Source organism: Alteromonas sp. ABH4_456, assembly GCF_056160645.1.
This window is the reverse complement of record NZ_JBSWXO010000007.1, coordinates 136,192-156,138: the sequence shown is the minus strand read 5'-3', so window position 1 is coordinate 156,138 and position 19,947 is coordinate 136,192. Positions and strand designations below refer to the sequence as shown.

Annotated in this window: 18 protein-coding genes and 1 pseudogene; 5 read left to right on the top strand and 14 right to left on the bottom strand. The window is 48.8% G+C overall.

The features are described from left to right. Positions 1-3: 3 nt before the first annotated feature. Positions 4-1,665: an amidohydrolase gene (locus ACXAG2_RS12640; protein WP_474867481.1), complete on the top strand. Its 1,662-nt coding sequence runs from the start codon at positions 4-6 to the stop codon at positions 1,663-1,665. Positions 1,666-1,740: 75 nt separating this feature from the next. Here the strand turns inward: ACXAG2_RS12640 and ACXAG2_RS12635 are convergent, their stop codons facing one another. Together ACXAG2_RS12635 and dinB are read right to left on the bottom strand one after the other, a co-directional pair. Beyond that, a complete protein-coding gene (locus tag ACXAG2_RS12635) occupies positions 1,741-1,971 on the bottom strand; it encodes a DUF1653 domain-containing protein (protein ID WP_474867478.1) in 231 nt (76 codons plus the stop codon). Position 1,972: 1 nt separating this feature from the next. Then, a complete protein-coding gene (gene dinB / locus ACXAG2_RS12630) occupies positions 1,973-3,049 on the bottom strand; it encodes a DNA polymerase IV (protein ID WP_474867475.1) in 1,077 nt (358 codons plus the stop codon). Positions 3,050-3,235: 186 nt separating this feature from the next. Here dinB and ACXAG2_RS12625 point away from each other — a divergent pair, with 186 nt between their 5' ends. The 3 genes and pseudogenes from ACXAG2_RS12625 to ACXAG2_RS12615 form a co-directional block, all read left to right on the top strand. Beyond that, complete coding sequence (locus ACXAG2_RS12625; protein ID WP_119502565.1) at positions 3,236-3,748, top strand: glycoside hydrolase family 108 protein; 513 nt, start codon at positions 3,236-3,238, stop codon at positions 3,746-3,748. A gap of 453 nt (positions 3,749-4,201) precedes the next feature. Continuing rightward, positions 4,202-4,468: a hypothetical protein gene (locus ACXAG2_RS12620; RefSeq protein ID WP_474867472.1), complete on the top strand. Its 267-nt coding sequence runs from the start codon at positions 4,202-4,204 to the stop codon at positions 4,466-4,468. Further along, positions 4,420-4,851, top strand: a pseudogene (locus ACXAG2_RS12615) (PPC domain-containing protein); the annotation flags it as partial. The gene ACXAG2_RS12620 and the pseudogene ACXAG2_RS12615, both read left to right, overlap by 49 nt. Before the next feature lie 71 nt (positions 4,852-4,922). Here the strand turns inward: ACXAG2_RS12615 and nqrM are convergent. From nqrM to ACXAG2_RS12565, 10 genes are all read right to left on the bottom strand, one after another. Next, positions 4,923-5,156 (bottom strand): (Na+)-NQR maturation NqrM, encoded by a 234-nt coding sequence (gene nqrM, locus ACXAG2_RS12610; protein WP_119502567.1) that lies wholly within the window; start codon positions 5,154-5,156, stop codon positions 4,923-4,925. A 9-nt stretch (positions 5,157-5,165) separates the two neighbouring features. After that, a complete protein-coding gene (locus ACXAG2_RS12605) occupies positions 5,166-6,188 on the bottom strand; it encodes an FAD:protein FMN transferase (protein WP_474867470.1) in 1,023 nt (340 codons plus the stop codon). 63 nt (positions 6,189-6,251) lie between these two features. Then, positions 6,252-7,481: an NADH:ubiquinone reductase (Na(+)-transporting) subunit F gene (gene nqrF, locus ACXAG2_RS12600; protein ID WP_474846141.1), complete on the bottom strand. Its 1,230-nt coding sequence runs from the start codon at positions 7,479-7,481 to the stop codon at positions 6,252-6,254. Between the two features lie 20 nt (positions 7,482-7,501). Continuing rightward, positions 7,502-8,110 carry an NADH:ubiquinone reductase (Na(+)-transporting) subunit E gene (gene nqrE, locus ACXAG2_RS12595; protein ID WP_349589390.1) on the bottom strand — a complete coding sequence of 203 codons (609 nt, stop codon included), beginning with the start codon at positions 8,108-8,110 and terminating at the stop codon, positions 7,502-7,504. Between the two features lie 3 nt (positions 8,111-8,113). Continuing rightward, complete coding sequence (locus ACXAG2_RS12590) at positions 8,114-8,746, bottom strand: NADH:ubiquinone reductase (Na(+)-transporting) subunit D (protein WP_119502570.1); 633 nt, start codon at positions 8,744-8,746, stop codon at positions 8,114-8,116. Positions 8,747-8,758: 12 nt separating this feature from the next. After that, positions 8,759-9,523: a Na(+)-translocating NADH-quinone reductase subunit C gene (locus ACXAG2_RS12585; protein WP_119502571.1), complete on the bottom strand. Its 765-nt coding sequence runs from the start codon at positions 9,521-9,523 to the stop codon at positions 8,759-8,761. Continuing rightward, positions 9,513-10,712: an NADH:ubiquinone reductase (Na(+)-transporting) subunit B gene (locus ACXAG2_RS12580; protein WP_474867467.1), complete on the bottom strand. Its 1,200-nt coding sequence runs from the start codon at positions 10,710-10,712 to the stop codon at positions 9,513-9,515. The genes ACXAG2_RS12585 and ACXAG2_RS12580 overlap by 11 nt, the downstream gene beginning before the upstream one ends. A gap of 3 nt (positions 10,713-10,715) precedes the next feature. Further along, on the bottom strand, positions 10,716-12,053 hold the full coding sequence (locus ACXAG2_RS12575; protein WP_474852616.1) for a Na(+)-translocating NADH-quinone reductase subunit A: 1,338 nt from the start codon (positions 12,051-12,053) through the stop codon (positions 10,716-10,718). Between the two features lie 684 nt (positions 12,054-12,737). Beyond that, entirely contained in the window at positions 12,738-13,916 is a 1,179-nt protein-coding gene (gene fabV, locus ACXAG2_RS12570; RefSeq protein ID WP_474867464.1) for an enoyl-ACP reductase FabV, read from the bottom strand. A gap of 146 nt (positions 13,917-14,062) precedes the next feature. Further along, positions 14,063-14,683 carry an FKBP-type peptidyl-prolyl cis-trans isomerase gene (locus tag ACXAG2_RS12565; protein ID WP_474867461.1) on the bottom strand — a complete coding sequence of 207 codons (621 nt, stop codon included), beginning with the start codon at positions 14,681-14,683 and terminating at the stop codon, positions 14,063-14,065. Between the two features lie 233 nt (positions 14,684-14,916). Here ACXAG2_RS12565 and ppc point away from each other — a divergent pair, with 233 nt between their 5' ends. Beyond that, positions 14,917-17,541 (top strand): phosphoenolpyruvate carboxylase, encoded by a 2,625-nt coding sequence (gene ppc / locus ACXAG2_RS12560; protein WP_474867460.1) that lies wholly within the window; start codon positions 14,917-14,919, stop codon positions 17,539-17,541. Positions 17,542-17,623: 82 nt separating this feature from the next. Here ppc and ACXAG2_RS12555 read toward each other — a convergent pair whose 3' ends face one another. Continuing rightward, positions 17,624-19,030, bottom strand: a complete 1,407-nt coding sequence (locus ACXAG2_RS12555; protein ID WP_474867458.1) for a DUF2271 domain-containing protein — start codon at positions 19,028-19,030, stop codon at positions 17,624-17,626. Continuing rightward, a complete protein-coding gene (locus ACXAG2_RS12550; RefSeq protein ID WP_474867455.1) occupies positions 19,027-19,941 on the bottom strand; it encodes a calcium-binding protein in 915 nt (304 codons plus the stop codon). Before ACXAG2_RS12550 ends, ACXAG2_RS12555 begins: the two co-directional genes overlap by 4 nt. Positions 19,942-19,947 lie beyond the last annotated feature (6 nt).

Below are 19,947 nucleotides of genomic sequence, written 5' to 3'. Positions count from 1 at the left end.
GCCATGTCATTGTTTAAACGTTCATTACGGTGGAGTGCCGCCGTATTGCTTACTGCCTCATTTAACTCCCTTGCCGGCACGACATTAATCAATAATATCAGCGGCTATACCCTGAATAAAAAAGGCGAGCTGATCGCCTTTTCTTCAGTGCTGATAGAAAACGGCAAAGTGAAAAAACTGGATCCGGAGTCTCCCCGCGCCGATGCAGTTGTAGATGGCCATAACAATGTCTTACTGCCCGGTCTTATTGATGCCCACGGTCATCTGCTTGGCCTTGGCAGCAGTTTACTGGAAGTGGATGTCCGTGAGAGTAAAAGTGCGCAGGATGCGGCTAAGCTGGCTGCTGCCTACGCATTTGCCAATCCGGAACAGCACTGGATCACTGGCAGAGGCTGGAATCAGGAAATGTGGCCGGATCGCAGCTTCCCGGACGCAGGCATTCTGGATAAAGCGATCCCACGTCGCCCGGTGTGGCTGACCAGAGTTGATGCCCATGCAGGCTGGGCCAATTCAGCCGCATTAAAACTGGCCGGTATTACCCGTGATACGCCAGACCCGGTGGGCGGAAAAATTATGCGTGATGCCGGTGGTAATCCCTCTGGCGTGCTGATTGATAATGCCATGGGACTGATGGAAAAGGTGATGCCTGCCCCGGGCGCAGAACTTTACCATCAGCAGTTAAATGCCGCCGGTCAGCATTTGCTGTCTGTGGGTGTTACCGCCATGCATGACGCCGGTGTCCCTCATCAGGTTTACGATTTTTATCTGGCCCGTGCAGCTGAACAATCGTTGCCGGTACGTATTTATGCCATGGTCAGTGCTACAGACAAGGACCTGGACGCCATGCTGGATAACGGACCGGTACGCAGCAGTGACGATTTTCTGTTTATCCGCAGCGTAAAAGCTTATGGTGACGGCGCACTTGGAAGCCGTGGTGCGGCTTTGCTGGCTCCCTATACCGACGATCCCCATCAGACAGGTTTACTGCTTACCCAGCCTGAAGAAATGGCTCCCCTGTTCAGTAAAGTCATGAACGCCGGATTTCAGCTCAACTTTCACGCTATCGGCGACCGTGCAAACCGTATGGCGCTGGATCAATTTGAAAAGGAAATGAAAAAACATCCTGATGCTGACTTCAGAAACCGTATTGAACATGCTCAGGTGATTCATCCCGACGATCTGCCCCGGTTTGCGGAGCTGGGTGTACTGCCTTCCATGCAGCCCACCCACGCTACCAGCGATAAGAACATGGCAGAAGACCGCCTCGGAAAGGATCGCATGGCCGGTGCATATGCGTGGAAGACTTTGCTGGATTCAGGGATCCCCATTCCGCTGGGTTCAGACTTTCCTGTAGAGCTGGCCAATCCGTTTTACGGTATTCATGCTGCAGTTACCCGTCAGGACAGAAACAACCAGCCGGTAAAGGGCTGGTATGCTCACGAAGCGATGACCGTTCAGCAGGCTTTCAGAGGCTTTACGCTGGATGCTGCCTACGCCGCGCATATGGAAGACAGCCTGGGTACGCTGACCCCAGGGAAATGGGCTGACTTTATTCTTGTGGATCAGGATATATTCGATGTGGATCCGAAAGATATCTGGCGCACCCGGGTGCTGCAAACCTGGACAGCCGGAATTAAGGTATTTGATGCTGAACGCAACCAGTAACGGCCAAAACAGCGGATACAAGTAATTTAAAAGGGGCGCTTTGCGCCCCTTTTGTGATTTTATTCTACCGGATGATTAATCCCGGTCCTGCTCTTCAATATGTCTGAAACGGGGAACCGTTTGTCCGTTCACTTCCACCTGCTCAGTGAACATGGTCAGCGGACGGACCCAAAGCCCTTTTTCACCATATTCCGGCCGGTACACCACCAGTTCCGATTCATCTTCTGAGTGCTTAGCCACACCGATGACAGTATAAAAGTTGCCTTTGTAATGTTGATACGTTCCGGGCACAACCGACTTCGACATATTATTCATCCTCCAGTGGCAATAGCAGCTGCTCTGCCGGCAAACCGCCGGCTAATCCAATGTGAATGCCCACCAGCCTGACACCCCTGCCTCTGGCCCGCTGCCACGCTTCATCCAGCAATTCATAAAAAAACGCTTCTTTGATATCGTGATGACGGTGCTCAACGGTGGTTTGCTGGAAGTCCTGAAACTTGAGCTTCACGCCCTGAGATTTTATCAGACATTTCCGCTCACCGGTCTTTTTTAAATGCCCTTCAATGCGTTGCTGCATCTTCTCCCACAATACAGGCAGTACCGCCTTGCATTCATCAAGTGTATGCAAATCGCTGCTGAAGGTACGTTCCACTCCGATTGATTTTCTTACCCGGCTGACATTGACATCCCGCTCATCCACACCGTGAGCACGGTTCCACAGCACTGAACCGAATTTCCCCAGCTCTTTCTGCAGACGTTCAAAGGGATATTGCCGGACATCATTACAGGTAGTCAGGCCCAGACGCTGCAACTTCTGCTGTGTAACTTTGCCCACGCCGGGAATTTTTGACAGCGACATATTTCTGACAAATGCATCCAGCTTATCCGGTGTGATCACACATAACCCGTCCGGTTTATTTTCGTCACTGGCTACCTTAGCCACGAATTTGCATGATGCCACACCAGCCGAGGCAGTCAGATTCAGTTCTTCTTTAATTCGCCGGCGGATATCCTGTGCTATGAGTGTGGCGCTGCCGTTAAACAAAGTGGTGTGAGTGACATCCAGATAGGCTTCATCCAGAGATAAAGGCTCGATGAGGTCGGTATAGTCATTGAAAATTTCACGGATACGCTGACTCTCGCGGACGTACATATCCATTCTGCCGGGTACAAGAATGAGCTCAGGGCACAAACGCTTTGCGTATGCTGTTGCCATGGCAGAGCGCACACCAAACTTTCTTGCCGGATAGTTACACGTTGATATCACGCCACGGCGATCGGCGCTGCCGCCAATCGCTATGGGCTTATTGATCAATGACGGATTGTCGCGCATTTCAACTGCAGCGTAAAAGCAATCCATATCAACGTGAATAATCTTTCGCACTCTGCCACCACACTGTATATATGAACAGTATTTTAGCGGATTATGTCAACTATGCCAGTGCAAAGTTCAACACTGAATAATAGGTCAAAATATTGCAAAAAGTTAATACAACAGGATTGTAAAACCTTATTGAAAAGATAAACTGGTAATAAGCGTAAAATTTAACCATTCATCAGGGAGGATGTCATGGCTGCTTTTTTACCCGCCTTTGAAAAAATGATTGATAACGAAGGGGGCTATACACTTCATCGTGTGGAGGGTGACCGCGGTGGTGCTACCTACGCCGGTATAGCCCGCAATTTTCATCCTGACTGGGAAGGCTGGCCACTACTTGATGCCGGCGTCCCCGACAGTCAACTGATGCCTCATGTCGCAGCGTTCTACCAACAGCACTTTTGGGAACGGATCCGCGGAGACTTTATTGATTCTCAACGTGTAGCTGAAACCCTCTTTGATTTCGCCGTTAATGCCGGCCTGTCTGCAGCGTCGAAACTGGCTCAGGAAGTTGCTGATGTGTACGTTGACGGGATCATCGGTACGAAATCCTTAAAGGCCATCAACAACATGCCACCGGAAGTATTTCTGCATGGCTATGCACTCAAGAAAGTCGCCCGTTATGCGGAAATTGTTAATCATAATCCCTCACAGGCAAAGTTCCTTCTTGGCTGGATAAACCGGACACTGAAAGGTATTGCATAGCAAACCTTTCCGGCTCCGCCCCCGGATACGCTATCGTCTCTTTTTCCTGATTACATATTTACACAAAATTTAAGTTGGATTTCGGGATAAATCTGTTTTTATTTATCTTTTTCTTAACTTAAATTTTAGTCAGTTTTTGTTTCTCCGCTGCCCGTAATGTCTGGCCGGCATACCAATACCCCCGTTTTTTATACGTATTAAATGCCATTCATAGTTATACGGCTATATGCGTAACTCCCGATAGACTTAAGTAGTATGGATTTCGAGCTGCAGAAAAAAGCAGCGTTTACAACGTTTGTGCATAGCCGGTTTATTTCTCCTGAATGACAAGCTGACGGAACAGTTTTTGTCATCACTAAAGCAGATAAACCGATGTGTACAGACCCGGTAAAAATACCCCGTAGTAACACGCCACAGAGCGGGAGGGGATAACAACAAGACAGGAAAAAAATAATGTCCATATTACGCACATTACCATCCAAATCGTTACTCGCTACATCGTTAAGTTTAATCACATTAACCGCTACTGCAGCGTCTGCCGGCAACGGGCCGGTCAGTGTTTCCCCTGAACCACTTACCTTTGAGCAGTTAAAGAACCTGCGCCAGGAGCTGCGTTTACAGGAAAGCAATGAACGCTATATTGTCACCTTTAAAAATGGCAACGGCGCAGTGGCAGTTCAGGCAGAGATAATCAGTACGGTTACGGTATTGTCCGTGTAGCGGAGGCGAACAGCTACCTGAATAACAACGGTTGTGATGGCAGCGGTAACGGCGGCGGAGACCCGACCGATCCAGGTGTTGAACCGGTATCAGGACAATTAACAGGATTATCAGGTTCACGGTCATCCTGGGATCGCTACACCTGGGATATCCCGGCTGGCGTTTCCACGATGACAATTCAAATCTCCGGCGGCAGCGGTGATGCCGATCTGTATGTGAGATACGGCAGCCAGCCTTCCACATCGGCCTATGATTGTCGTCCTTACAAAAACGGCAACAGTGAGGTGTGCACGTTTACTGCACCGGCTGACGGCACCTGGCATATCGGCCTGAGAGCTTACAGCACTTACAGCAACGTAACGTTAAGTTACAGCTACGAGTAGAAACAAAAATGGCCGGACATTCGTCCGGCCATTTTCATCATCACTTGATGTGTACTGATAAACCTGAAAATTTACAGGATCTGGTTATCCTTCCACTCAGCAATTTTTTTCTGTCTGGCTTCTTCACGTTCCAGGCGCATCTTCTTACGGTCACACGGCTCAGGACAATCACAGGCTTTCTCAATACCCAGTGCGCCTAAACCGCCGCAACTACCGGAAATGGACTTCTTCTGGATCAGATAACCCACGGCCATTGCCAGTACCATGGCAAGAAAAAACACAAACGCGAGGATAAATGTAGACATCATCGTCTCCTAATTCTTAACTTCAACCATAGTATCAAACTCAGGAGATGCATACTCCTCAAAGCCATCTGCTGTGCGACGAATTAAGAAAACGGCAAGATGTTCTTTCTCCGCCAGCGCTTTAGCTTCATCCCACCCCATCACATTGAACGCAGTGGCAAGGCCATCAGCAGTCATAGATGACGGGTCCACCACCGTTACCGATACCAGATTATGAGTAATGGGTTTACCGGTTCGGGGATCAATCAGATGAGAATAACGCTTACCGTCCATTTCATAGTAATTGCGGTAATCCCCTGAGGTGGCAATGGCATTCGTACCAATAGAGACAATTTTCTGCACCGAGCGTTCCGTTGAGACCGGCTTCTCAATGGCTATTAACCATTCCTCACCATTCCCCCGCTCGCCTTTAACACGCATTTCACCGCCGATTTCCACCAGGTAGTTGTGCAGATCATGCTTTTCCATAATCACAGCAACCTGGTCTACACCGTAGCCTTTGGCAATAGTCGACAGGTCGACATAAACCATTGGATGCGTTTTCTTCAGACCCTGTTCTGAAATACTGATTTTATCCAGCCCGACATACTCTCGGACTTCAGAAATCTGCTCTTCAGATGGCACCTTTTCAGGACGTTTGTTCGGACCAAATCCCCACAAATTCACCAGCGGCCCCACAGTTACGTCCAGTACGTTATGACTTAGCTTGCCGAGCCTGATAGCTTCAGTCACCACCAATGACGTTTCGTCACTTAACGGAAAGGGCGTGGTGTAACGATTCTGGTTAAAACGGGATAATTCTGATGTAGGGTCATAGGTCGACATCAGTTTATTAATTTCTACTAACCGGGCATCAATGGCCTCTTGCAGACCATCAACCTGACCACGCTCATCCACTACATACTTAACATTGTAAGTGGTGCCCATGGTATTTCCGTGTAAATGCACAACCTGTTTGGCTTCCTCACCACAGGCACTAAGAAAGAGTACAACGACAGCAAGTACACTAAAACGAAGATACTGATTAATCACTTCTTATCCTTATCTATTAAAAAAGGGGGCGATGCCCCCTTTTTCAATTATACCGTTTGCTGATTAACCACCAAAGTCATCAAGCAGGATATTTTCGTCTTCTACCCCAAGATCTTTCAGCATGTTGATAACAGCTGCGTTCATCATGGGAGGACCACACATGTAGAATTCACAATCTTCCGGAGCAGGGTGATCTTTCAGATAGTTCTCAAGCAAGACATTGTGGATGAAGCCAGTGTAGCCATCCCAGTTGTCTTCAGGTTGAGGGTCAGAAAGTGCAACATGCCATTCGAAGTTTTCATTCTCGGCAGCCAGCTCATCGAAATCTTCAACATAGAACATTTCGCGCAGTGAACGGGCACCATACCAGAATGTGATCTTACGATCGGTTTTCAGACGACGAAGCTGGTCGAAGATGTGTGAACGCATAGGTGCCATACCTGCACCACCGCCAACAAACACCATTTCTGCGTCAGTTTCTTTCGCGAAGAACTCACCGAACGGACCAGAAATCGTTGCTTTATCACCTTCTTTCAGGCTCCAGATGTACGAAGACATTTTACCGGCAGGCAGAGTCAGGTTATTAGGCGGCGGCGTAGCAATACGCACGTTCAGCATAATAATACCTTCTTCTTCCGGGTAGTTCGCCATGGAGTAAGCACGGATAGTTTCTTCGTCTACTTTAGACTCGATGTCGAAGAAACCAAAGCGCTCCCAGTCACCGCGGAACTTCTCAGGAATGTCGTAATCTTTGTACTTCACGTGGTGAGCAGGTGCTTCAATCTGAATGTAACCACCAGCACGGAAAGGTACGCTTTCACCGTTAGGAATTTTAAGCTTAAGTTCTTTGATGAACGTGGCTTTGTTGTCGTTAGAAATAACTTCACAATCCCACTTCTTAACACCAAAGATTTCTTCTTCCAGTTCGATCTTCATGTCCTGCTTAATAGCAACCTGACATGATAAACGGCAACCTTCACGGGCTTCACGCTTAGTAATGTGGTCAAGTTCGGTTGGCAGAATTTCACCACCACCTTCTTTGATGTCTACACGACACTGACCACAAGAACCACCACCACCACATGCAGATGATACGAAAATACCCGCTTCAGCAAGTGCGCCAAGCAGTTTACCGCCAGGCTGCGTGGTAATCGCTTTTTCAGGATCATCGTTGATCATGATGGTCACGTCACCGCTTGGTACTAACTTAGATTTGGCAAACATGATAATAAATACCAGCGCCAGAACGATGACAATGAACATGCCAACGCCAAGTAACATTTCTATACTCATTTATATGCTCCTCTGCGTTATTACAGTGCGATACCAGTGAAAGACTGGAAGCCTAACGCCATCAGACCTGCGATCATGAACACAGAGCCCAGACCACGTACACCATCTGGCATATCAGCATATTTCAGTTTTTCACGAACAGCGGCCAGCAGAACGATAGCTAACGCCCAGCCCATACCACTACCTACACCGTAGACAATACTTTCAGTGAAGTTATATTCACGTTGAACCGCGAATGCCACACCACCGAATATTGCACAGTTAACTGTGATTAGCGGAAGGAAGATACCCAGAGCGTTATATAACGCAGGGAAAAACTTATCTAACGCCATTTCCAGAATCTGTACTAACGCAGCGATAACGCCGATAAACGTCAGGAAGTTCAGGAAGCTTAAGTCTGCATCAGGGAAACCGGCCCACGCCAGCGCACCCGGAGCAAGAATGTTTACATAGATAATCTGGTTTACCGGTACAGAGATACCCAGTACCACAATAACGGCTACACCCAGACCCATCGCTGTTTTTACTTTCTTAGATACGGCCAGAAACGTACACATACCCAGGAACAACGACAGCGCCATGTTCTCGATAAAAATCGAGCGAACGAATAAAGACAGATAATGTTCCACGAATTACTCCTTAGGCTCGACTTGTTCCGGACGGAAAGTACGGATAATCCATACCATGCCACCGATCAGGAAGAATGAGCTGAATGGCAGGATCAACAGGCCATTGCCCTGATACCAGCCACCGTTTTGTACCAGCGGCAGAATTTCGAAACCAAGGATGGTGCCGAAGCCGAACAGCTCTTTAACTGTACCGATACAAATCAGAATGAAAGAGTAACCCAGACCATTACCAATACCGTCCAGGAAGCTCATCAGCGGAGGACTCTTCATCGCATACGCTTCTGCACGACCCATTACGATACAGTTGGTGATGATCAGACCAACGAATACTGAGAGCTGTTTGGATACCTCGTAAGAGTAAGCCTTCAGGATTTGGTCTACCACGATTACCAGAGAAGCGATGATGGTCATCTGAATGATGATACGTACGCTTGACGGAATCTGGTTACGGATTGCCGAGATAAACAGGTTAGAGAACGCCACAACGCTTGTCAGCGCCAGCGACATAACCAGAGCTGTTTCCAGCTTAGTTGTAATCGCCAGTGCAGAACAGATACCCAGTACCTGCAGGGCGATCGGGTTGTTGTCTAAAATCGGTCCAAAGAGGACCTTTTTCATTTCTTTAGTGTCAGCCACGATAAGACCCCTTTATGAACGCCATGCTTGTTTCTTAAGGAACGGACCGAAGCCCTGCTCGCCTACCCAGTACTGAATTGTGTTTTCAACACCATTACTGGTCAGGGTTGCGCCGGAAAGTGCATCTACAGAGTAAGGATTATCAGGGTTAGCATTTTTCTTAACCTCGATAGCAACATCACCGTTTTCATACAGCTTCTTGCCATCCCACTTTGCCTGCCATGCAGGGTTTTGCACTTCACCGCCAAGTCCCGGCGTTTCTTTCTGCTGGTAGTAAATCAGTTCTTTCACAGTTTCACCGTCGGCATCAACTGCCAGGAAACCATACATCAGATCCCACAGACCGCTACCGTGTACCGGCAGGATCACGCGGGTAACTTCACCGGCGTCATTGTGCACCAGATAGACACTGGCAACATTAGGACGACGTTGGAAGCCAACATTGCTGTTTACCACTTTCGTGCTTGTCTCAGTTACTTTTGCAGCTTTGTACATGTCGAAATCAGGTGAAGGCATTTCAGTGAATTCACCAGAGTCTAAGTCGACAAAACGGCGCTCAACAAACTCATCAAATTTTGCATTGATGGTGTCGTTGCTCATGCCAGTCTCGTACAGACCTGCAGCAGTAAGAATGTTTGTTTGCTTATCCAATTGGGCGTTTGTTTGTTGCAGTGAACGCAGACCAACAGCCGCACCCGACACAACAATTGAACAAACCAGACAGACGGCAACTACTACGCCAACTGTTTTTCCTAAAGATTCTTTCTTAGCCGACACGAGCTACCCTCCGCTTGATATTGCTTTGCGCGACGAAATAGTCGAACAGTGGCGCCCACAGGTTGGCAAACAGAATGGCCAACATTACACCTTCAGGGAAGGCAGGGTTGAGGACGCGGATCAGTACCGTCATGAAACCAATGAAGATACCGTATGCCCACTTACCTTTATTGGTAAACGACGCCGATACAGGGTCAGTTGCCATGAAGAACATACCAAAGGCAAGACCACCTACAACGAAGTGCCAGTGAGCAGGCATTGCAAACATCGGGTTCGTGTCGCTGCCAATCATGTTAAGCAGAGTAGCAAAGAAGGCTACACCTACTGCAACACCGGCAACAATACGCCAGCTTGCAATTCGCATATACATGATGAACAGACCACCAATCATGATAGCCAGTGCAGATACTTCACCCGCAGAACCTGAAATGGTTCCGATGAAGCTGTTCATCCACTGATCCATGTTGCTGTAATCTAAGTTACCGGAAGCCGCCTGGCTTAAAGATGTAGCACCTGAGAAACCATCGGCTGCTACCCATACCTGGTCACCTGAAATTTGTGCAGGGTACGCAAAGTATAAGAAAGCACGGCCAGACAGTGCAGGGTTAAGGAAGTTACGGCCAGTACCACCAAAGACTTCTTTAGCGATAACAACACCAAAAGTAATACCCAGAGCAACCTGCCATAATGGAATCGTTGCGGGCAGTGTCAGTGCGAACAGAACAGAAGTAACAAAGAAACCTTCGTTAACTTCGTGCTTACGAACTGATGCAAAAAGGACTTCCCAGAAACCACCTACTGCGAACGTTACTGCGTATATTGGTAACCAGAAGCAGGCACCGTAGAAGAACAGGCCTAATCCGCCGGCACTGGCCAAATCACCACCTAATACAGTGAAAATAGCTGCCTGCCAGCTGTCTGGTACAGTTGCACCGGCACCCAGCGCGTCTTGCGCTTGCAGACCGATGTTGTACATACCGAAGAACATGGCCGGGAATGTTGCCATCCATACCATGATCATAATACGTTTCAGGTCGATGCTGTCACGAACATGAGTACCGGCTTTGTTTACTTTACCGGGAGTGTAAAAAATCGTTGCCGCTGCTTCATACAGTGCATACCACTTTTCATACTTACCACCCGGTTCAAAATCCGGCTCGATTTTTTCCAGATACGCTTTCAAACCCATGACTTAACCCTCTTTCTCAATGGTGGTTAAACAACTGCGCAGGATTGGACCGTAGCTGTATTTGCCCGGGCACACGTAAGTACACAGAGCTAAATCTTCTTCGTCCAATTCAAGGCAACCCATTGCCTGAGCACTGTCCGTATCGCCCGCAATCAAATCACGTAACAACAGTGTAGGAAGAATATCTAATGGCATAACACGCTCATAGTTACCGATTGGTACCATTGAACGCTCTGAACCATTAGTGGTGGTTGTCATGTCGTAATCTTTCGACGACAGGTGACCTAAATAAGCACGGGTTACAGAGTGCTTATCAGAACCCGGCGTGATCCAGCCGAGGAATTTCTTCTCACGACCTTCTTTTAACGCTGAAACCTGTAAGTGATAACGGCCTAAGAAACCGTGAACACCTTGCGCTGTAGTACCGTTCAGGACAGAACCTGACACTGTACGTACTTCACCATCAACCAGTTCACCAGCTGTCAGCTCTGCAATGTCAGCACCCAGAAGTGTTCTGACCAGGCGAGGATTTTTCGCAGCAGGACCTGCCAGCGAAACAACGCGACGGTTATCCAGTTCACCGGTAGTCACGGTAGCACCGAACGCAAGAACGTCCTGGTAGTTAACAGACCAGACGGTTTTCTTAGCGCCAACCGGATCAAGGTTGTGAATATGCGTACCCGCAAGACCTGCAGGGTGCGGACCACCAAACTCAGCAACGTCTACGGTCGCATCACCGGTAGACACTGACGCGCCTGCGGCTTTACAAACGTAAACCTTGCCACCACTCAGTTGCTTCAGCACTTTCAGGCCGGCAACAAAATCATCACTGCGCTCAGCGATGATTGCCGCAGGATCTGCAGCAAGGGGGTTGGTATCCATTGCATTCACAAAAATGGAGGATGGTACAGAACCTAAAGCAGGTACTTTACTGAACGGACGCGTGCGTAACGCAGTCCACAGACCGGAGTCTACCAGTAAGGTTTGCAGTTGTTCCTGAGAAGCGTTTGCGATCTGGTCTGCAGCAATTTTCTCAAAAGTAACAGCTTCGTTACCTTCGATTTTCACTACTACAGATTGAAGAACACGTTTAGCACCACGGTTTACCTCTACCACTTCGCCCGCAGCTGGTGCAGTAAACTTAACGCCCGGATTCTTTTTGTCTTCAAAAAGAATCTGGCCTTTAGCCACTTTGTCACCAACCTGGACATGCATGGTAGGACGCATGCCAACATATTCTTCTCCCAGAACGGCAACGCGCGTGACAGCAGATCCATCGGAGATTTGCTGTTGCGGCGCTCCCTTAATAGGGAGGTCGAGACCTTTCTTGATTTTTATCATACGTAATCGCACTACTCTAATAGAAGAACCCTTATGCATGACTGCAGCATCCGCTGCCTGCATGCAGAAGCGCACTTACTAAATTAGGTATCCGTCACCTAAACTATTTATTGATTTTCCGTTGCAGCGTTCATGCACTCACCTTGCGGCGTTGCAAACCTCGATACGTGCCGGGATATTATCGTTATATTTTTATAGGGCCGGACATCAGCTGAAACCTGCACACATGCTATTGCCGGTGCGGTACTGAAGCGTGAGCCGGAAGCAGGGATATAAATACCCTCTACTTAACTACGGGATTTTAGCATTATCGCAGCACTTTAGGCTATGCAAATAATGGATTATCCACAATTTTTGTTAATTTTTAATATAACCACTGTGTGTTTTTCGCTATGTAATCGTTACATCCGCCTCAGCCAAAACTCTTCTATTGTAGTCTATCTTTGGTCTGACGCTTAACGGGGTCACACATTGTAATGCCATGACATAAGTCACTGGTTGGGATTGGCGGTGAAAGTTTACCACAAAGTTTTTCGAAACTGACTAAGACTTAACGCCTAATTACTGCGTGTTAACCCTTATTGCACAAATTTTATCCACATTGTCAAAACACACTTTGCAGATACATTAAAAAATGTACAAAAAAGCCGTCTGTCACGACGGCTTCTGCAAAATTTTATTGAGTTACCACTTCACCAGTGGATTCACATCGGCATCGTAATCAACACCGGCAATGTCAAAACCGAACAGTTTCAGGAACTCATGATGATAACCGGCATAATCGCTTAACTCATGGAAGTTTTCCTGCGTTACCTGATCCCACAAGGCTTTAATTTTCGCCTGTGTTGCATCATTGGTTTCTTTCCCGTCCATGCGGTAACGGTTCGCTTCGTCCAGTGTCGGGCTGTCGCTGTACAAGCACTCACTGAACAAGCCGGCGATTTGTTCAATACAGCCTTCGTGAGTACCTTCTTCTTTCATCACTTTATAGATCAGAGAGATATACAGAGGCATCACAGGAATAGCTGAACTGGCCTGGGTGACCAGCGCTTTAAGTGAAGATACATTCGCTTCAACCAGTTTTTCTGTATGCTTGCCAATAATCGCAGCGGCTGCGCGATCGAGGTCTTCTTTCGCTTTACCGATAGTCGCCTGACCATAAATAGGCCAGGTAAGCTCTTTACCGATATACGTATAGGCAGTAGTTTTACAGCCTTCAGCCAGAACACCGGCTTCGCCGAGGAAATCCATCCAGCGTTCCCAGTCTTCGCCACCCATTACTTTGATGGTGTTGTGAATTTCTTCATCGTTGGCAGGCTCTAACGTCACATCATGAACTTTGTCTTTATCAGTGTCGTAGGTTTTAGTGGTATACGCCTGACCAACAGGCTTGAGCGTAGACTTATAGGTTTCGCCTGAAACAGGATCGGTACGGCGGGGAGATGCCAGTGAATAAATGACCAGATCCACAGAACCCAGGTCTGCCTTAATTTGCTCAATCACCTGCGCCTTCATCTCGTCAGAGAACGCATCGCCATTTAAGGTTTTTGCGTACAGTCCGTTACTCTCTGCCTGCTGATGAAATGCAGCAGTGTTATACCATCCAGCAGTAGCTGTTTTACGCTCAGACGGCTCTTTTTCGAAACAAACACCTAAGGTTTTAGCACCATAGCCAAAGGCGGAAGTGATCCGCGATGCCAGACCATACCCTGTTGAACAACCGATCACTAAAACATTTTTCGGGCCTTCACCCGCAACGCCCTGCTGGCGAACGTATTCAATTTGCTCAGCTACGGAAGCTGCGCAGCCTGCCGGGTGCGCATTTGTACAGATGAAGCCTCTGACTTTAGGCTTGATAACCATAGTAGTTTTTCCTTTATCAATTGTGCGCGTATTGTAATAGCGTCTGTCGGGATAACAACTCTGAGCAGATCCAGCTCTGAATTATTAAAGAGAAAAGTCGTCAAAGATGCAAAGAGCGGCAGTCCGGTGACTGCCGCAGCAGGCAGTTAGCCCAGAATATCAAGCAGTTCTACATCAAATACTAATGTAGAGTACGGTGCAATTGCGCCACCCGCACCTTGCTCGCCGTAGGCCAGCTCGTAAGGGATGTACAGTTTCCACTTAGAGCCAACAGGCATCAGTTGCAGTGCTTCAGTCCAGCCACGGATAACACCGTTTACGGGGAACTCAGCAGGCTGACCGCGCTTGTAAGAACTGTCGAAAACAGAACCGTCGATCAGTGTACCGTGGTAGTGAACACGCACGTTGCTGTCAGCAGCAGGCTTGTCGCCTTCACCGGCTTCGATGATTTCATACTGCAGGCCGCTTTCAGTCACAGTGACTTCTTCACGCTCGGCGTTCTTTGTCAGGTATGCTTCACCTTCTTCGATTACCGCTTTGCTCTGCTCAGCTTTAGCAGCCTGCATACGCTGATGGATTTCGCCGAACGCATTACGCAGGGTATCGGTGTCAACCTGTGCAGCCTGGCCGTTAAACGCATCGCTTAACCCTTCTACAACTGCTTCTAGCGCAAGGCCTTCGAATGGGTTAGATTTAAGTTGCTCTCCCATTTGGAAACCAACACCGTAACTTGCTTGCGTTTCTACGCTGGTATATTTATCGGTCACATTGACTCCTGAAATTAAATTACAAGATTTGTTTATTTTTTGGGCTAATTATGACTACATTGAAGGCCAAGAAATAACCTGCCGGCAAGTTTATCATATCGGGCTGCAACATGCTTGGGGCTTGGGATTTGTTAAATGAACTTTTCATTAAGGTTTAATTTATAACTCAAAGTGGTTAGACAAGTTTAACAATTTTGAAGTAAGGTTATGGGCATATACAGTAGGAGGATGCTATGCAATCACACTATGATGCCGAACTGAAAGACACAGTCCGGTACTTGGGAAAAGTCCTTGGCGAAACCATTAAAGCTGAACTAGGTCAGGAATGGTTAGACCGCATTGAGACCATCAGAAAAGATGGTCGTTCTTCATTTCAGGGCGATGCAACCCGTAGCGAAAATCTGAAAGAAATTTTCAAAAATCTGACGGATTCTGATCTTTTGACGGTCGGACGAGCTTTCGCACAGTTCCTGACATTAGGTAATATTGCCGAGCAGGAATACAACAGTGCAATGAGTGTTGATGCATCTATGGATGCATTGTTCAAACACCTCGATAAAGCTGATCTGTCAGTTGAAAACGTACAAAAAGCAGTGTCGAAGCTGAACATCGACCTGGTACTCACGGCTCACCCGACAGAAGTGACCCGCCGTACGTTAATCCATAAACAGAAAGAACTTGCCCAATGCCTGCAAAGCATTCACCAGGAATCTCTGGATGATCACGAGCGTACGCGTATTGAAACCCGTATCGCTGATCTGATTAGTCAGGCATGGCATACCGAAGAAATCCGTTCAGTTCGTCCGACGCCTGTTGATGAAGCACGCTGGGGCTTCTCCGTCATCGAAAACTCTTTGTGGGAAGCCGTACCGGATTTCCTCCGTGATCTGGATGAGCGCTTAAAAGCTGATTACAATGTTAGTCTGCCGCTGGATGCAGCACCTGTGCACTTCAGTTCCTGGATGGGTGGTGATCGTGACGGTAACCCGTTTGTTACCGCAAAAGTAACTGAGCAGGTTCTGCTGCTGGCCCGTAAACGGGCCGCAAAACTGTTTGCCTCAGACCTCGACCGCTTACAGGTCGAACTGTCCATGTTCGATTGCAGCGCTGCCCTTCGTGAAGAAGTGGGCGAAGAAGCTAACGAACCATACCGTGCTCTGTTACGTCCGCTGGTTCGCCGCTGTGGTGCTACCCGCGACGGTATTGCAGATTATCTGTCCGGCAAAAAAGTCGACCAGTCTGACTGGGTACAACATAATGATGAGCTGCTGAAGCCGCTGTTACTGTGTTACGACTCTCTGGTTGAGTGTGGCATGAGTGTAACCGCCAACGGTTTACTGCTTGATACCATCCGCCGGGTGAAATGTTTCGGTATTCACCTACTGCAACTGGATGTGCGCCAGGATTCTGAGCGTCATGCTGATGTATTTAGTGAAATTACCCGCTATCTGGGTCTGGGTGACTACGCGCAGTGGAGTGAAGCTGACAAACAGGCATTCCTGTTACGCGAACTGAGCTCGAAGCGTCCGCTGTTCCCTGCCGAGTGGGATGCGTCTGCCGACGTTAAAGAAGTACTGGATACCTGTAAGGTTATTTCCCAGCACGGCAAGGAAGGCTTCGGCATTTATATCATTTCCATGGCCAGTGAACCGTCTGACGTTATGGCTGTGCAGTTGCTGCTTCAGGAAGCCGGTGTAGACTGGCCGATGCCGGTGGCGCCGTTGTTCGAAACGCTGGACGATCTGAACAACTCTCCTGCCGTCATGCGTAAGCTGCTGTCCATCGACTGGTACCGTGGCTATATCAAAGGCAAACAGTTTGTCATGATTGGCTACTCTGACTCAGCAAAAGACGCCGGTGCACTGGCAGCGGGCTGGGCACAGTACGAGTCTCAGGAAGCGCTGGTAAAAGTGGCGGACGAATTTGAAACCACACTGACCCTGTTCCACGGACGTGGCGGTACGATTGGTCGTGGTGGTCTGCCTGCACACGCAGCTATTCACTCTCAGCCTCCGGGCTCATTAGACGGTGGCTTCCGTGTGACTGAACAGGGTGAAACCATCCGTTATAAGTTCGGTATGCCTAAACTGGCGAAGCAAAGTCTGGGCATTTACGCATCAGCCATTATTGAAGCGATGCTGTTCCCGCCACCGGAGCCAAAACCGGAATGGCGAGAGCTGATCACCAAGATGGCAGCAAATGGTCGCGATAACTATCGCGGTACCGTTCGTCAGGACAAAGACTTTGTGCCGTATTTCCGTGTTGCTACACCCGAACAGGAACTGGGTAAGTTACCTTTAGGTAGTCGTCCTTCCAAGCGTAAGCCGCAGGGCGGGATTGAAAGTTTGCGTGCGATCCCGTGGATTTTCGCCTGGGCGCAAACCCGTCTGGTTCTGCCGTCATGGCTTGGCGTAATGCGCGCCATAGATGCCGTTAAAGCGGAGAGCGACCCGAAAGTGGTTGAGGAAATGTTCGCTGAATGGCCATTCTACCGTTCCCGTCTGTCTATGCTGGACATGGTATTCAACAAAGCCGATCCGCGAATCAGTGAAGCCTATGATGAGCGTCTGGTCCCTGCGGAACTGAAACACTTCGGTAAAGCACTGCGTGATGAGCTGCAGGAGAGTATTGACTCGCTGCTGAGTCTTACAGGCCAGAAAAGCATCATGGATAAAGATCCTATGGGTAAAGAGTCCATGAACATCCGCGCCGGTTACTTACAGCCTCTGCACTATCTGCAAATTGAGTTACTGGAACGTATCCGTGCCGCCGGTGACGACGCGCAGAACCCTGTGCTGGAACGTGCCATGATGGTAACCATCGCCGGTATCGCAATCGGTATGCGTAACACCGGTTAATCCGCCGTCGGCGGTGCCAAATGCAAAAGCCGTCATTACGACGGCTTTTTTGCTTCTGTTGCGGATTGTCCGCCACACACACTTATAACGATACGGTTATGTCCCCAATCTCCCCTTTACCGGCTGTATGGAGGGGTTGCTTAATCAGGGCATTCAAGTCCAGCGGGATTTTCTGATAGTTACGACCGCCATCTTCTCTTGCAACTTCCACATTCAGCACAAGCTTCTTATCCGTTACCGGCCTTCCCTGTTCGTCAAATCCGTCCCAGTGTACGTGCAGAGGCTTGTTCTTGCGGGTCGCACCGGCAAAACCGTCAATGAAATCTTCATGTTTACGTCCAATTTTACGCCACCACACTCTTAATTCTGTCAGCCAGCGCAGGCTGTCTCCGCGAATTAATAAGCTTTTAACCAGCTGTGCATCTTCACCGGTAAGCCATACCGACGCATAGGGACCATGATAATTACTGACATTAAAACGGGGCAGCGTCACATCGATATCCAGCGCAGTCACACCGGCATCATCCTTCCCCCGCCAGAAGGCAAAGTAACCGTCTGACGTATTCACCCTGCCTTTCTTATCAGTGGTTTTTACCAGCACATCCTGTTTGTCGCTGAGTAAATCCTGCATCTGTGTCGTTGTGGTTATCACCGCCAGTTGAGCGGCCAGAGCCGCATCAAACACATTTTTCGCCACCACATGAGACGTTAAACCGGAGGAAGGCCAACCATCACTGCTGTCCAGCACGCCGGCTTCCTTTGCTCCGGCAACAACCTTTCTCGTGACAGTATTTATGACCGTGCCGGAAAAGGGTTCGTTATGATTAGCCACAGGTTCACCAAATAGCATACGGTCCTGCGGCGACGCCCCGTAAAAGGACACTGTATCGTTCACCTGAACGGAAAACGCAGCCCCGGCACCGGCTTTCTCAGTGAGATAACCGGAAATCCGGTTAACCATCAGTGCATCACCAATAATGCCTGTGTTCCAGAATGGTCCGTCAGGCATAGCCTGCGGCATTGTAAGTTGTGCCGGCGCAGTTAATGACACTGCCGTAACTCTGGATGTTCTCGCCAGTTTCCGTGCATCCCGCCGTTCCAAAGACTCGTTCCCGGCAACATACTGCTCCCAGTAACGGTACAGCGCACCATTACGGCAACTGACTTTCCCTTCTGTCAGTTGAAACCAGGCTTCACATTTCGCGATGCCCTCATACAACCAGGATGGCAATTCATGCGTTCCCCCAAGGGAGAGTTCCGTGAGTAAGCTGCCTTGCGGGTTTGTAGCCTCTGCCGTGTCGTGCACCAGTGCATTCAGCGCTTCCTGCTCAACCTTTGCATGGCCGCCTTCCATGATGACCGTGACGTCGTAGCCGGGCTGCTTAATGTGAAAAGATTGCTTTGCCGGCTCAGGTTGAGCTGAACCGGCGGCCTGAACAGTTGCCGCTGTCCAGGCATTCAGAAGGCAGATAATGAAGCGACGTTTCATGGATTACTGACACTCGCAGTTTGCGTTGCCTTGTCGTCATTATCATTGCTTTCACGTTCAAATACCGGAGCCGGATCGTCGATGGTGATGAAACCATCACCGGTGGTATCGTAACGGCTGAAAGAACGGAAGCCGGACTGCATGTATTCGTTAAATGTCATATGCCCGCTTTCGTCTTTGTCCAGTACACCAAAACGCACGTAAGTTTGTTTTACCTGTCCCTCATAGGTTTTTTCATACTGCGCGTCCAGACGGTCTTCAAACTCCAGCACATATTCCTGCTCAGTCAGTACCTTATCGCCATTCTCGTCAGTACGGGCAAATTGCTCATCTCTGACAGCCTGAAATTCAGCCTTATCGACTTTGCCGTCACCATTGGTGTCATATAAATCCATGAAGCCTTTGATATTATGTGTGGTCGGCATGCGCAACATGGGGCGCTGCTCCAGCTTTGGCTTGTCGTCACTGTCTGCACTGCGGCCTTCGCGTACCGGGTCAGGATCAGACGCCAGGATCAGTCCGTCTTTATTCTGATCCATGAAGTCAAAGCCCCGCCCCCCCACTGCATCCATTTCAGCTTTGGTGATTTGTTTATCGTCATCTTTGTCTATGGCGTTGAAGCGAATATGTGTCTGTTTCACCGACGCTTTTCTGTCAGCCGTCATGCGTGTTTTCATATGACCTTCCCACTCGTAAACATACTCATCTTCTTCGATGGTACCGTTGTGGTTGGTATCCGTTGCGGCAAAACGCTGTCTGCGGGCATCAACAAATTCTTCCAGAGACAGCTTTTCGTTGCCATCCAGGTCGTAGGTTAAAATAATACCGCTGGCACTGTGAGGGGCGGCCAGTGAGCAGGTGCAGCTAAGCAGAGTTAAAGCTGTAGCAATAAAAGAAATACGTGTTTTCATGATGGG

What these genes read in the sequence shown, in the direction of transcription:
- ACXAG2_RS12640 (WP_474867481.1), top strand. Translation starts at nt 4, where the DNA reads ATGTCATTGTTTAAACGTTCATTACGGTGGAGTGCCGCCGTATTGCTT.
- ACXAG2_RS12635 (WP_474867478.1), bottom strand. Translation starts at nt 1,971, where the DNA reads ATGTCGAAGTCGGTTGTGCCCGGAACGTATCAACATTACAAAGGCAAC.
- ACXAG2_RS12625 (WP_119502565.1), top strand. Translation starts at nt 3,236, where the DNA reads ATGGCTGCTTTTTTACCCGCCTTTGAAAAAATGATTGATAACGAAGGG.
- ACXAG2_RS12620 (WP_474867472.1), top strand. Translation starts at nt 4,202, where the DNA reads ATGTCCATATTACGCACATTACCATCCAAATCGTTACTCGCTACATCG.
- nqrM (WP_119502567.1), bottom strand. Translation starts at nt 5,156, where the DNA reads ATGTCTACATTTATCCTCGCGTTTGTGTTTTTTCTTGCCATGGTACTG.
- nqrF (WP_474846141.1), bottom strand. Translation starts at nt 7,481, where the DNA reads ATGAGTATAGAAATGTTACTTGGCGTTGGCATGTTCATTGTCATCGTT.
- ACXAG2_RS12580 (WP_474867467.1), bottom strand. Translation starts at nt 10,712, where the DNA reads ATGGGTTTGAAAGCGTATCTGGAAAAAATCGAGCCGGATTTTGAACCG.
- ACXAG2_RS12575 (WP_474852616.1), bottom strand. Translation starts at nt 12,053, where the DNA reads ATGATAAAAATCAAGAAAGGTCTCGACCTCCCTATTAAGGGAGCGCCG.
- fabV (WP_474867464.1), bottom strand. Translation starts at nt 13,916, where the DNA reads ATGGTTATCAAGCCTAAAGTCAGAGGCTTCATCTGTACAAATGCGCAC.
- ppc (WP_474867460.1), top strand. Translation starts at nt 14,917, where the DNA reads ATGCAATCACACTATGATGCCGAACTGAAAGACACAGTCCGGTACTTG.
- ACXAG2_RS12555 (WP_474867458.1), bottom strand. Translation starts at nt 19,030, where the DNA reads ATGAAACGTCGCTTCATTATCTGCCTTCTGAATGCCTGGACAGCGGCA.
- ACXAG2_RS12550 (WP_474867455.1), bottom strand. Translation starts at nt 19,941, where the DNA reads ATGAAAACACGTATTTCTTTTATTGCTACAGCTTTAACTCTGCTTAGC.